The 13,150-nt window shown below is 61.9% G+C and carries 8 protein-coding genes; 7 read left to right on the plus strand and 1 reads right to left on the minus strand.

Translation table 11 applies throughout. The features are described from left to right. The first annotated feature begins 12 nt into the window (after positions 1–12). The 3 genes from tssM to AAEZ03_RS05830 are packed head-to-tail and all read left to right on the plus strand — an operon-like array spanning position 13 to position 5,065. The gene (gene tssM / locus AAEZ03_RS05820) at positions 13–3,495 is read left to right on the plus strand and encodes a type VI secretion system membrane subunit TssM (protein WP_350576824.1); all 3,483 of its coding nucleotides are present in this window, start codon (positions 13–15) and stop codon (positions 3,493–3,495) included. Continuing rightward, positions 3,495–4,223: a PP2C family protein-serine/threonine phosphatase gene (locus AAEZ03_RS05825; RefSeq protein WP_350576827.1), complete on the plus strand. Its 729-nt coding sequence runs from the start codon at positions 3,495–3,497 to the stop codon at positions 4,221–4,223. Before tssM ends, AAEZ03_RS05825 begins: the two co-directional genes overlap by 1 nt. Continuing rightward, positions 4,220–5,065: a serine/threonine-protein kinase gene (locus AAEZ03_RS05830; RefSeq protein WP_350576830.1), complete on the plus strand. Its 846-nt coding sequence runs from the start codon at positions 4,220–4,222 to the stop codon at positions 5,063–5,065. The genes AAEZ03_RS05825 and AAEZ03_RS05830 overlap by 4 nt, the downstream gene beginning before the upstream one ends. A gap of 278 nt (positions 5,066–5,343) precedes the next feature. Here the strand turns inward: AAEZ03_RS05830 and AAEZ03_RS05835 are convergent, their stop codons facing one another. Next, complete coding sequence (locus tag AAEZ03_RS05835) at positions 5,344–8,031, minus strand: winged helix-turn-helix domain-containing protein (protein WP_350576833.1); 2,688 nt, start codon at positions 8,029–8,031, stop codon at positions 5,344–5,346. Between the two features lie 202 nt (positions 8,032–8,233). Between AAEZ03_RS05835 and AAEZ03_RS05840 the strand changes: the two genes are divergently transcribed. Genes AAEZ03_RS05840 through lpdA form a run of 4 tightly spaced genes read left to right on the plus strand, consistent with a single transcriptional unit; the run spans position 8,234 to position 13,147 of the window. Then, the gene (locus tag AAEZ03_RS05840; protein ID WP_048389391.1) at positions 8,234–9,196 is read left to right on the plus strand and encodes a thiamine pyrophosphate-dependent dehydrogenase E1 component subunit alpha; all 963 of its coding nucleotides are present in this window, start codon (positions 8,234–8,236) and stop codon (positions 9,194–9,196) included. A gap of 11 nt (positions 9,197–9,207) precedes the next feature. Further along, positions 9,208–10,227, plus strand: a complete 1,020-nt coding sequence (locus tag AAEZ03_RS05845; protein WP_048367731.1) for an alpha-ketoacid dehydrogenase subunit beta — start codon at positions 9,208–9,210, stop codon at positions 10,225–10,227. A gap of 2 nt (positions 10,228–10,229) precedes the next feature. After that, a complete protein-coding gene (locus AAEZ03_RS05850; protein WP_350576837.1) occupies positions 10,230–11,741 on the plus strand; it encodes a dihydrolipoamide acetyltransferase family protein in 1,512 nt (503 codons plus the stop codon). Positions 11,742–11,749: 8 nt separating this feature from the next. Beyond that, positions 11,750–13,147: a dihydrolipoyl dehydrogenase gene (gene lpdA / locus AAEZ03_RS05855; protein WP_350576840.1), complete on the plus strand. Its 1,398-nt coding sequence runs from the start codon at positions 11,750–11,752 to the stop codon at positions 13,145–13,147. Positions 13,148–13,150 lie beyond the last annotated feature (3 nt).

Below are 13,150 nucleotides of genomic sequence, written 5' to 3' on the forward strand. Positions count from 1 at the left end.
TAGGGATAGGTCATGAAAAACGTGTTGAAAAAGGTCGGTGCCTTTGTGTGCCAGACCTGGATGTGGACGCTGTTACTGCTGCTGTCGATTGCCCTGCTGGTGTGGTGGGTGGGGCCGCTGTTGGCGGTCAATGAGCATAAATTCTGGGCGGACGCCACGGCGCGGCTGTTGACCATCAGTGCGCTGTGCCTGATCTGGGGCCTGACCATGGTCTTTGTCAGTTGGCGGGCCGGGGTGCGTAAAAAAGAGGCCGAAGACAACGACGTCGGCCAAGAGCGCGAGCGCCGTGAAGCGCTGATCAATGCCAGCCACAAAGAACTGCGCGCCCGCTTCAAAGATGCGTTACGCACACTCAAAACCTCCAGCGTTTACCGAGGTCGCAGCGAGCGCTGGCGCGATGAACTGCCCTGGTACGTGTTGATCGGCCCCAAAGGCAGCGGTAAAACCAGCTTGCTGGATTTTTCGGGGCTGGATTTTCCGCTCAATAAAATTGATCGCAAGCTCACCCGCGACACCAGCGGCACCCGTGATTGCGATTGGTATTTTGCTGAAAACGGCGTGTTGATCGACACTGCCGGGCGCTTCCTCACCCAAGACGCCACCCACGCCGATGCCAACGGCTGGCGCACCTTGCTCGACCTGTTGCGCAAGCGCCGACGTGAGCGGCCGCTCAACGGCGTGCTGGTGACCTTGCCGGTCGATGTGCTGTTCTCAAGCGATGAAACCAAATTGTCTGACCTGGCCGAACAGGTTCGCCTGCGTCTGCAAGAAGTGCATCAAACCTTGCACATCGAGGTTCCGGTGTATCTGGTGCTGAGCCAGGCCGACAAGTTGTTGGGCTTCACCGAGTTCTTTGAACAACTGAGCCGCGAAGAGAGCGACCAGGTGTTTGGTGCCAGTTTTGGCGAAGGGCAGAGCGGTGCCGATGTGGCCTTGCTGCGCGCAGAGTTCGAAGCGTTGTTGGGGCGTCTCAACAGCCAGGTCATCACGCGCATGCACCAAGAGCGCGACAGCCTGCGACGCGGGCGCATTCTCGACTTCCCTCATCAACTGGGCAGCATTGGCGAGCGGCTGTGCCTGTTTGTCGACATGGCCTTCACCGGCAATCGTTACCAGCGTGCCAGTCCGCTGCGCGGCTTTTACCTGACCAGCTCGCCGCACGTTAAACAAAAACTGAACCCGACCACCGCCGATGTCGGCGCGCGCCTGGATATGAAAGCCCACGTGCTGCCGACCTTGCACAGTGGCCGCTCGCACTTCGTTCATCACCTGTTAAGCCGGGTTATTTTCCCTGAGGCAGAACTGGCGGGGCTGGATAAACGCGAGCGTCGGCGCCTGCATTGGGGTCAGCGCGTGATGTACGTGGGCGCGCTGGCGGTACTCGGTGGCGTGGGTGTGCTGTGGACGGCGAGCTTTTCGGCCAACCATGAACGTTTGGATAAATTGCGCGAACTGGCCCAGCAAGGCGACAAGCAGCGCTCACTGCTAAGCCCGCGCGATGATGCCCGGGCCATTCTCGGCACGCTCGACACGCAATACGCCGCGACGCGGGTGTTCCCGTCGCTGATTGACGTGTCGCTGCATGAGCGCACCGGTTTGTATCAGGGCGGCGTCAGCCACCCGGTGGTGACCCAGGCCTACGAGCGCGAGCTTCAAGCGCAGTTACTGCCCCGTGTGGCCCAGCAACTTGAAAGTCAGATCCGCGCTAACCTCAACAACCGCGACCGCCTGCTCAACAGCGTGCGCGCGTACCTCATGCTCGGCATCCCCGAACGTCGCGACAATGCCTGGCTCAAAGCGTGGGTGGCCACGGACTGGTCAGCGCGCTACCCCGGCAATAGCGCCGTGCAGAATGGACTTAACCAGCACTTTGGTCGGTTGCTCGGCCTTACGCTGAACTACACGCTTAACGACACCCTGGTTGCTCAAGCGCGTCAGGCCTTGCGCAGCGAGTCGCTGGCCTCGGTGGTGTACCGCATGTTGCGCGAGCAGGCGCATACCTTGGCACCGTACAGCTTTGATCAGCATCTGGGGCCGCAAGGCAGCGTGTTCAGCGGCGCGGGTTATGTGATCCCGGGGTTCTACACCCAACAAGGCTACAAGCAGTATTTCTCGGTGCAGGGCGCGACGCTGGTCAGTGACATCCTGCGTGACAACTGGGTACTGGGCGAGGGCAACACCCTCAGCGCCATGGACCTGCGCAAGTTGATGGTCGAACTTGAGCAACTGTACTTTCGTGATTACGCCACGCACTGGAGCGAAGCGGTCGGGCAGTTGGCGCTACAGCCTTTCAACACCGCCCGTGAAGGCGCCGAGCAGTTTGCCGGGCTGACCTCGGCCAACTCTGCGGTGCTGCACTTGTTGCTCCAAGTGCGAGAAAACACACGCTTCCCAAGCGTGGCCGAGGCCCTTGAAACCCTGCCCGAGGCAGCCGAAAAAGCCACACAAGCCCTGGACGCTGTAGCGGCAAACGTACCGGATACCGCCAAAAAAGCCCTGCAGCGACGGTTCGAGCCTTTGCACCGTTTGCTGGATGAAAACGACGGCCCGGCGGCAGACCTCATTCCCGCTTTGCAAGGGCTTAACGACGTGCAACTGCAACTGGCCGGCCTTGCGCGTGCCAGCACACCGGACCAGGCCGCCTTCGACATGGCCGCGTCGCGCATGACCGGCCAGCGTGATGCCCTGAGCCAACTGCGCATGGCGTCGCAACGCTTGCCAAGCCCTCTGAATGGTTGGTTCAACGGGGTGACCGAACACACCTGGCGTCTGGTGCTCAGCGACACGTATCAATTTATCAACCAGCGTTATCAGCGCGAGCTGTACGGTTTTTACGTGCGTGCGATCAAACAGCGTTATCCGTTTAACGCCCATAGCCACAGCGATGTGGCCCTGAATGACTTCCGCGAATTCTTCCGTGGGCAAGGCATCAGTGATCGCTTTTTCGACACCTACATGCGGCCTTTTGTCAGCGGTGAAGCGGGTAATTACCGTCTGCGCAGCATGGACGGGCAAGGCTTGCCGATGGCCAGAACCTACCTGGATCAAATGGCCGCGGTGCACGTCATTCGCCAAAGCTTCTTTGCGCAAAACCCGGCAGAGCCGCAGGTGCAGTTCACCCTCGAACCCTACAACCTGGACTCCAGCGTCAGCCGCTCCGAGTTCCGCTTTGGCAACCAGTCCATTGAATACCGGCATGGCCCGATCGTTCCGGTGACCTTGCAGTGGCCCACCGAAGCCGAAAACGGCCGCACCAGCCTGGTCATGGAAAAAACCGTCGGGCGCCCGGTCGGCATCGAAAAAAGTACCGGGCCCTGGTCGTTGTTCCGCTTGCTGGACCTGATGCAAACCGACTACCTGAGCGGGCGCGATGTGATGGTGCTCAAGGCCGATGTGGGCGGGTTGCGCGCCAACTACCTGCTGATGAGCCAGCGCACACCCAACCCGTTTGATATGGACGTGCTGCGCAGCTTCCGTCTGACCGAGCAACTGTGATGGTGCCAGCACTGCCATGGCGCAGCGCGGCGTGCACCGATCAGGGCAAGGTCCGTGAGCGCAACGAAGACGCCATTCTCGATTGCCCACAGCAAGGGCTGTGGGCCGTGGCCGATGGCATGGGCGGCCATCGGGCGGGCGATATCGCCAGCCAGATGATCGTCACCAGCCTGGGGGAACTGACCCAGGTGCAAACCTTTGACCAGCGCCTGGACGCCGTGCGCCAGTGCCTGCACTGGCTCAACCGGCGCATGGGCCAGGAACTCACCGTCAGCGACCAGCATGCTGACAACCTCATGGGCAGCACCGTGGTCGCGTTGCTGCTGGAGGGCCAGCGTGGCGCCTGTGTCTGGGCGGGCGACAGCCGTTGCTACCTGTGGCGTGGGCGGCAGTTGTACCAACTATCGCGGGACCATTCGTTGCAGCAACAACTGATGGATGAACACGCCATGAGCAGCGAGCAGGCGCTCGCCCAACCCGGCGCCCGTGCGCTGACCCGCGCCATTGGCGCCAGCGAGCATTTGAACTTGAGCGTGGTCGAGCTTGAAGTGCTGCCCGACGATGTGTTTTTGCTGTGCAGCGATGGCTTGTACCAGAACCTCAGCCACAGCGAGATGGGCAACGCGCTGAGCCTCATCTCGCCACAGGTGGCGCTGGCGCGATTGTTTGACGGCGTGCTGCGCGGTGATGCACGCGACAACATCAGCGCCGTGGTGATTCGCCAATGAGCGCACTGCCAACCGTGCTCGGCGGGCGGTATTGCATCGAGCACTTGCTGGGCGCGGGTGGCATGGGCACGGTGTATCGGGCGCGTGACCTGCTTCAGGAACAGTTCGGTGACCCGCAGCCTTACGTCGCCCTGAAAGTGCTCAGCGAAGCCTACGAACAGTCACCGGATGCCAGCGCCTTACTCTTCAACGAGTACGCGCTGATGCGCCATTTGCACCATCCCAACGTGCTGCGTATCTACAGCTTTGACGTCGATACGACGCACCAGCGGGTGTTTATGGTGATGGAGTTATTTCGCGGCCCGACCCTGGACCGTTTGTTGTGCGAGCGCCCGCTGGGGTTGGGGTGGTCTGCGTTACAGGAAATCGCCTTGCCATTGCTCGATGCCGTGGCCCACGCCCATGAGCGCGGCGTGCTGCACGGCGACCTCAAACCGAGCAATGTGCTGCTGAGCGAAGACGGCGTGCGCTTGTTCGACTTTGGCCTTGGCCAGGCGCAGGCCGGAACGCTGGACGGCTTGGCGCCGGTCAGCCGAAGCCGCGTCAACGCCTGGACACCGGGGTACGCCGCGCCTGAAATCCTTGAAGGTGCCGCGTTGACCTGCGTTGCCGACGTGTATGCGCTAGGCTGTTTACTTTATGAACTGGCCAGCGGCAAACACCCGTTCAACCGAAAGCCTGCCATCAAAAAGCGCCTCAAACGCCCAAAAAACCTGCCATATCACGCCTGGCGCGCCGTGCGCAAAGCCCTGGCATTGGACCCAACCCAACGCACCATCAGCGCCGCCCAACTACGAACAGCCCTGGCAACCCAACCCGGTTTTTTCGCCAGACTCTTGTAGTCGCTGCCGAGGAACGAAGGCTGCGATGCGGGCCGCCGGACCGCCGCTTGGGGTCGCTGCGCAACCCATCGCAGCCTCATGCTTCGGCAGCGGCTACAGGGCTCAACTAGTTCTTGTAGCCGCTGACGAGGAACGAGGCTGCGTCCGGCGACGGAGTCGTCGTAAAAACAGCTAACGCGGTGTGTCAGGCAAACGGAGTTTTCTGCATTGACGATCGCTGCGCAATCGGACGTAGCCTCGCAGGCTCGGCAACTGCTACGGGATTATCGGCGACCCTTTTACCCCAACAAACACAACTTCTGCGCCCGGGTGATCGCTTGTATGCGGCTGGTGACGTGCAATTTGCTGAACAGGTTTTTCAGGTGCCATTTCACGGTCTCTGCCGAGATATCGAGGCTGCGGGCGATTTCTTTGTTGGCCTGGCCTTGGGCAATTAAACGCAAAATCTGCAACTCGCGCTCACTCAAACTCGGCTCGCGGCTGTCGAGGTCTTCGTTGCCAATCCGTGGGTCGAGGTTTTCCTGCAGGCCGCGCAGGTATTGCGCAACTTCACCCCGCGCCGTTTTCACCGTGGCTTCAAGCAACACCGGCATGGCGTCACCGGCATCCAGCACACTGCGTCGCAAATCTTGCCGACACGCCAGGTTAAGCAGCGGTTGCAAGGTGTTGACGGCGCCCGCCTGATCGCTTGGCCACAACGCACACGCCAGCGCAGCGCGGCTGCGGACGGCGCGCAACAGTTGGCCCTGACGCTCGTCGTCTTGCAGCAGGGCTTGCCACAGGGTAGCCGCCAGGCTCCAGTTTTTTTGCGCCGCGGCGATATGGCAGTGCGCTTCAGTGCGTGCACGGGTGATCTCGGCATGTGCCCGCTGCGGGTCCAGCGCCTCGAACTGCGCCTGTAACTCCAACGCCTGCGGCAGTTGCTCACTCGCCAGGTGGATGCGTATTTCCTCCACCAGCAGCCAGGCTTGTAACCGGGGCCAGCGGCGCAAGGTTGCCAGTTGCTGCGCATGCTCCAGCAGGTAGCGCGCCTGGGTCGGTTCACCCATCAGCAGCGCCCGGCGGGCCAGGCTGGCGTAAGCGCCAAACAGTGCGTCCAGCGGGGCGTTGGTATCGATCTGGCTCAAGCGCGGCGTCACCAGTGTTTGCAGCGATTGCCACTCACCGCGCTCGTACAGCACTTCGCCCAAGAGTGCCGCCAACGTCGCGCTGCCACTTGATTGCGGGCCGGTGAGGTCTTCGGTCGGGGTCAGCGCCAAGCGGTAATACTGCTCGGCGCTGTGCAAATCGGCTTGGCGAAAGTGGCTTAGGCCCAGCACAAAGGCACGGTAAACCGTCACAAAGAGGTTGTGCGAGGGCGTGGTCGGGCACGGCATATGGCGCTGTACCGCTTGCGCCTGAGGGTAATGGCCTTGGGTCATGTAGCCATAACTGAGGATGTTGCAGATCAGCCCGTCGACCCAGGTATCGCCGCACGGCACCTGCGCCAGCAACGGCTCAACGCATTCGATGCTTTGGCTGATATTTTCAGCGAAGGCCTCGGTAATGGCGCCGATAACCTGGTATTTGATGGTCAGCCGCGAGCAGGGCTGCGGCGTGTTGAACAACGGCCGCAAGCTGTCGAGCAAGCCCCTTGAAGCCGCGAAATGAAAATGATGGCCCAACGCCCACGCGAGGTTCAGTTGCAGGTCGATGCGCTGCTCGTCCAAGGGCAGGCTGGCGATTTCGGGCATCTGCTGCAACCAGCGCACCAGCGTCTCTACATCGCCTTCTTCGGCCAGCGACTGCGCGCCTTGATGGGCGCAATCGCTGCGGCTGCCCAGTTGGCCCGCAGCCAGCGCGTGGCGAATCGCTTCGGCCCAGTATTGGTGTTTGGCCAGCCAGTTGCTGGCGCGCTCATGCAGGTGCACCACGTCAATATCGCTGTGCTGCAAGCGCTCGCTCAGGGTCTCGACAAACAGGGCGTGGTAACGAAACCAGTGGCCCTGGCTGTCCAGCGAAAACAAAAACAGATTGTGCCGTTCAATCTCGGCCAGCATGTCATCCGCGTCGTCGTGCTCGGTTACGGCATTGCACAGCGACGGCGTGAGGCGCCCGAGGATCGAGGTTTTTAACAAAAATTCTTGTAAGCGCACCGGCAGCGGCGCCAGCACCACGTCGTACAAATACCGGCCGATCTGCCGACTGCCCAGGTGCATGCGGTTGAGGTTGCGCAACGGATCGCTGGGCGCCAGTGCGGCCATTTGAATCCCGGTGATCCAGCCTTCCGTCAGGCTCAGAACCCGCTGCAACTCGGTCGCAGGGAAGCGCTGAGGGTTGGCGCTGGCCAGATAGCTTTGGGTTTCTTCGACGTTGAAACGCAGGGCGTTGGTGTCGATTTCAAGCAACTGATTGTGCGCCTGCAAACGGCTCAGCGGCAGCGCCGGAACACTGCGGCTGCCCACCAGCAAGTGGAAACAGTCGGGGGCATGCTGCAACAGCTGCTCAAGGTCGCTGACGATGCCGGGGTGGTTGAGCAGGTACAAGGCGTTTTGCCGGGGCTGCATCAGGTTGATCAGCTCGCGGATAAACCGGCTGTCGGCCAGCGCGAGGCTCTCGGTCAGGGCCGCCACCGGCTCCAGCGGTTCGCCACTGGCCTGGCTCAAGGCCGCCAGCACATAGCGGCGAAAGGTCTGCGGGGTGTTGTCCTGCTGATCCAGGCTGAGCCACGCCACGCTGTGGCCCTGCTCCAGCAAATGCTGGCGCCACTGCCCCAGCAACGTGGTTTTGCCAAACCCGGCGGGCCCGCACACCAGCGCCATGCAGCGCTCTTGCATCAGGCTGACTTTTTCCAACAGGCGTGTCCGTGCCAGCACCGTACGCGCCGAGCGCGGCGGTACCAGTTTGGTGCCGATCAGCGGTAAGCCGTGGTCAAGACCGAAGGCCGTATGGCGCTCGATCGGGTTGGAAAAATTGGCCTGGGTCATTGTTGTTATACATCCCTCTAGCGTTTGGATGACGCCGTCCCTGGGGGGGCTCAAGAGTACCCCCCGGGGGAGTGAGTGGCGCCCCCCCATCCGGGTAGTTATGGCTGCGACTTTAGACTCTTACCGTAAGGGAACGCCATCGTCGATCACTACAAGGTGTTCGATAAACCCAATAAAAAAGCCAAGACAAGAGGGCGAACCCATGTCGCTTAGCAAGTCAGAACTGCTCAAGGCCTACCGCAAAATGCGCGAAATTCGCGTATTCGAAGAACGCCTCCATCAAGAGAACACAACGGGTGATATCCCCGGTTTTATTCACCTTTATTGCGGTGAAGAGGCCATTGCGGTGGGGGTGTGCGAGAACCTCAAAGACACCGATTACATCGGTTCCACTCACCGTGGTCACGGCCATTGCATTGCAAAAGGGTGTGACATTCACGGGATGATGGCAGAAATTTTTGGCAAGGATTCTGGTCTGTGCCGAGGTAAGGGCGGCTCGATGCACATCGCCGATTTGAGCAAAGGCATGCTCGGCGCCAACGCCATTGTTGGCGGTGCGCCCCCCCTGGCCATCGGCGCGGCTCTGACGGCAAAAACCTTGGGCAACGGCGGCGTGGCCGTGTCGTTCACGGGTGATGGCGGTTCTAACCAGGGCTTGGTGTTCGAAGCCATGAACATGGCCGTGGTGCTGCAACTGCCGGTCATCTTCATGTTTGAAAACAACGGCTTCGGTGAAGCCACCGGCCACGACTATGCGGTGGGTGGGCGCAACATTACCCAGCGCGCGGCAGGCTTCGGCATGCCGGCGGTCAAGGTGGATGGCACGGACTTCTTTGCGGTGTACGAGGCGGTGAGCGAGGCCGTCGAGCGGGCGCGCAACGGTGGCGGCCCGACCGCCATCGAAGCCATTGCCCATCGCTGGTACGGGCACTTTGAAGGTGACCCGATGCTGTATCGCGCAGACGGCGAAGTCGAGCGTCTGCGCCAGGAAAGCGACCCTTTGAAAATCTTCAGTCAACACGTTGCCGGTCAAATCTCCCCAGAAGAACTGCAAGCCATCGACGATGAGGTCACGGCCTTGGTCGATGACGCTGTGGCCAAGGCCCGCGCAGCTGAGTTCCCTGCGGTAGAAAACCTGCTGACCGACGTTTACGTGTCTTACTGAGGAGTTGAACCATGGCAATTCGTACTTATCGTGAAGCGGTCAAAGAAGCCCTGGCTCAAGAAATGGCGCTCGATGATCGTGTGGTGCTGATCGGCGAAGACGTGTGCGGCGGTCAGGCCGGTACTGCCGAAGTGGGCAGCAAGGGCGAAGCGTTCGGCGGTGTGCTGGGCGTAACCAAAGGCCTGTGGACCGAGTTCGGATCCTCGCGGGTGATCGACACCCCGATCACCGAGTCGGCGATTATTGGCATGGCGGCGGGCGCGGCAATGACCGGGCTGCGGCCAGTGGCCGAGCTGATGTTTATGGACTTTTTCGGCGTGTGCCACGACATGCTCTACAACCAGGCGGCCAAGTTTCGCTACATGTTCGGCGGCAAGGCCAAAGCGCCGATGGTGGTGCGCGGCATGATCGGCGCGGGCTTCTCGGCAGCGGCCCAACACTCGCAGTCGCCGTACCATATTTTTGCCACCACGCCGGGCCTCAAAGTGGTGGTGCCGTCGACGCCGTACGACGTTAAAGGCTTGTTGATCCAGGCGATTCGCGACGACGACCCGGTGGTGTTCTGTGAACACAAAGCGCTCTATGACATTAAGGGCGAAGTGCCTGAAGAGCCTTACACCATCCCGTTCGGCGTGGCCAACTACACCCGCGAAGGCACCGACGTGACCATCATCGCGCTGGCGGCCATGGTCCACAAAGCCAACCAGGTGGCCGACAAACTGGCCGCCGAAGGCATCTCGGTTGAAGTGGTCGACCCGCGCACCGTATCGCCGCTGGACGAAGACGGCATTCTGGAATCGGTGACCTCCACTGGCCGCGTGGTGATTGTTGATGAATCGGCGGCGCGCCTGGGCTTTGCCCACGACCTCGCCGCCCTGATCGCCACCAAAGCGTTCTACCAGCTCAAGGCGCCGATCATCATGGTCACGCCGCCCCACACGCCCGTACCGTTCTCGCCGGTGCTGGAACAGGCGTGGATCCCGAGTGTCGACCGCATCGAGGCCGCCGTACGTAAAGTGATGGAGGCCTGACCATGAGCGAGATCAAAATCATCGAGGTGCCTAAATGGGGCCTGTCGATGGAAGAGGGCACCCTGAACAACTGGCTGATTGAAGAAGGTGACAGCTTCAAACAGCATCAGGAACTGTGCGACATCGAGACCAGCAAAATCTCCAACGTGCTGGAAGCGCCGTTCGACGGTGTGCTGCGGCGCAAAGTGGCGCAGCCGGGGCAAACCTTGCCGGTGGGCGGACTGCTGGGCGTGGTGGCCGATGCGTCGGTGAGCGATGCCGAGATTGACGCCTTTATCGCCCAGCGGGGCGTGGCTCCAGCCGCTGCGCCAGAGCAACCAGCCGTGGCCGCCACAGCGCCTGCCGCGCCTGCTGCCCCCGCCGTTGCGGCCAAAGCGCCTGCACCGGCACCGGCGGCCAAAACCAGCAACGGCTGGCAAGTACCGCAAGCCTTGCTCGGCGCCAGCGCCGAGTCGGTATTCGCCACCCCGCACGCCACCCGTTTGGCCAAAGAGTTGGGCATCGACCTGAGCCGTGTCACCGGCACCGGCCCCACCGGGCGCATCAGCGTGGCCGACATCGAGCAGGCCGTGAAGGATCACGGCGGCAAGGTCGCCACGCTGCAACCGGCGCAGCGGGCAGACAGCCCGGCGCGTTCGCGGGCCGATGACAGCCAGATCGTGGCCACCCCGTTGGCGCGGCGTCTGGCAGCCAAGCTGGGGGTTAACCTCAACGATTGCCGTGTGACGGGCAGCCGTGGCCGGGTCAGCAAGGTCGACGTACTGGAAGCCCACGCTGCGCAAAACCCGGTGGCGGCGGCATCTGCACAAGCGGTTGAGCAGGCCCCTGAAGCCGAAGTGCTGCCCATGAACGGCATGCGCAAAGCCATTGCTGGGCGCCTGCAAGAATCCAAACGCACGGCGCCGCACTTCCGCTTGCAGGCCGATCTGGACCTTGAAGCGCTGCTGGCGCTGCGCAGTGAAATCAATGCCTCGGCCCCGGCGGTCAAGCTGTCGGTCAACGACCTGTTGATCAAAGCGGTTGGTTTGGCGCTGGTCAAAGTGCCGGACGTCAATGTGCAGTTCGACGAAGCGCGCCAGGCCGTACTGCGCTTCAAAGACGCCGATGTGTCGGTGGCGGTGGCGCTGCCCGGTGGTTTGATCACGCCGATCGTGCGTCAGGCCAATCGCAAAAGCCTGTCGAGCATCTCGCAAGAAATGCTCGACCTGGTGACCAAGGCCAAGGCGGGCACGCTCAAGCCCGAAGAGTTCCAGGGCGGCACGTTCAGCATCTCCAATTTGGGCATGCTCGGGGTCAGCCAGTTCGACGCCATCATCAACCCGCCCCAAGGCGCGATTCTGGCCATTGGCGCAGGTGAGCAACGGGTGGTTGCGCACAACGGCCAACCCGCCGTGCGCACGCAAATGACCGTGACCTTGTCGTGTGATCACCGGGTGATTGACGGTGCGCTGGGGGCCCTGTTCCTCAAGGAACTCAAGCGTCTGGTGCAGACCCCCAGCCTGATGATGCTCTAGGAGCCACCATGACCGATAAATACGATGTACTCGTCATCGGCGGTGGCCCCGGCGGTTACGTGGCGGCCATTCGCGCCGCCCAACTGGGCCTGAGCACGGCCTTGGTCGAGCAGCAGCACTTGGGCGGCATCTGCCTGAACTGGGGCTGCATCCCCACCAAAGCCATGCTCAAGGGCGCCGAAGTCGGGCACACCTTGAAGCACCTGGATACCTTCGGTTTTAGCGCTGACAACATTCAGTTCGACATTGCCCAACTGGTGGCCCACAGCCGTGGGGTGTCGCGCAAATTGACCGGGGGCATTGCCTATCTGCTGAAGAAAAACGCCGTCAAGGTTATCGACGGGCGTGGCCGCGTCAGCGCCAAAGGTGTGGTCACCGTCACCAGCGACACCGGCGAGTCGCAGTATCAGGCGCGGCACATCATCCTTGCCACCGGCGCACGGCCAAGGCCGTTGCCGGGGCTGGTGGCCGACGGGCAAAAAGTCTGGAGCTACTTCGACGCCCTCGTGCCCAAGAGCGTGCCCGAGTCGCTGCTGGTGATTGGCTCGGGCGCCATCGGCGTCGAGTTCGCCAGCTTGTACAGCGACCTCGGCAGCCAGGTGACGCTGGTCGAAGTGGCCAAGCAGATCATGCCGGTTGAAGACCACGACGTCGCCAGCCTGGTGCAGCGCGAGTTCGAACAACGCGGCATTCGCGTACTGACCCAAACCAAGGTCAGCGCGGTGCAAGGCGAGGTCGGCGCGCTGCAATGCCGACTCACCCTCAGCGATGGCAGCGAGCAGACCGTGCACGTGGCGCAAGTGTTGTTGGCGGCGGGCATTCAACCCAATACCGAAGACATGGGCTTGGAAGCGCTGGGCGTGGAGTTCGACAAAGGCTTTATCAAAACCGATGCGTGGTCGCGCACCAGCGTGGCCGGGCTGTATGCCATCGGCGACGTGGCGGGGGCGCCGTGCCTGGCGCACAAGGCCAGCCATGAAGGGGTGATCTGTGTCGAGAAACTGGCGGGCGTAGACGGCGTGCACCCGCTCAACAAAGGCCGCATTCCGGGTTGCACCTATGCCCGGCCCGAAGTCGCCAGCCTGGGGCTTACCGAAGCGGCAGCGCGCAGCAAAGGCCACAGCATCAACGTCGGTCGTTTCGACTATCAGGCCAACGGCAAAGCGCTGGCCATGGGCGAAAGCACCGGCTTTGTGAAAACCATTTTCGACAGCGAAACCGGTGAATTGCTGGGCGCCCACATGGTGGGCCCGCACGTGACCGAACAGATCCAGGGTTTTGGTATCGCCCAGGCGCTGGAGGCCACCGACGCGGAGCTCAGCGAGGTCATCTTTGCCCACCCGACGCTCAGCGAAGCCATGCACGAAGCCGTGCTGGCAGCCAGAGACCGTGCGCTGCATCAATAGACA

The organism is Pseudomonas sp. HY2-MNA-CIBAN-0224 (assembly GCF_040310285.1).
In the GTDB taxonomy this organism is placed as follows: Bacteria; Pseudomonadota; Gammaproteobacteria; order Pseudomonadales; family Pseudomonadaceae; genus Aquipseudomonas; species Aquipseudomonas helleri.

Coding starts and splice junctions, on each gene's coding strand:
- AAEZ03_RS05830 (WP_350576830.1), top strand. CDS start 4,220: ATGAGCGCACTGCCAACCGTGCTCGGCGGGCGGTATTGCATCGAGCAC.
- AAEZ03_RS05845 (WP_048367731.1), top strand. CDS start 9,208: ATGGCAATTCGTACTTATCGTGAAGCGGTCAAAGAAGCCCTGGCTCAA.
- AAEZ03_RS05840 (WP_048389391.1), top strand. CDS start 8,234: ATGTCGCTTAGCAAGTCAGAACTGCTCAAGGCCTACCGCAAAATGCGC.
- AAEZ03_RS05835 (WP_350576833.1), bottom strand. CDS start 8,031: ATGACCCAGGCCAATTTTTCCAACCCGATCGAGCGCCATACGGCCTTC.
- AAEZ03_RS05825 (WP_350576827.1), top strand. CDS start 3,495: ATGGTGCCAGCACTGCCATGGCGCAGCGCGGCGTGCACCGATCAGGGC.
- AAEZ03_RS05850 (WP_350576837.1), top strand. CDS start 10,230: ATGAGCGAGATCAAAATCATCGAGGTGCCTAAATGGGGCCTGTCGATG.
- tssM (WP_350576824.1), top strand. CDS start 13: ATGAAAAACGTGTTGAAAAAGGTCGGTGCCTTTGTGTGCCAGACCTGG.
- lpdA (WP_350576840.1), top strand. CDS start 11,750: ATGACCGATAAATACGATGTACTCGTCATCGGCGGTGGCCCCGGCGGT.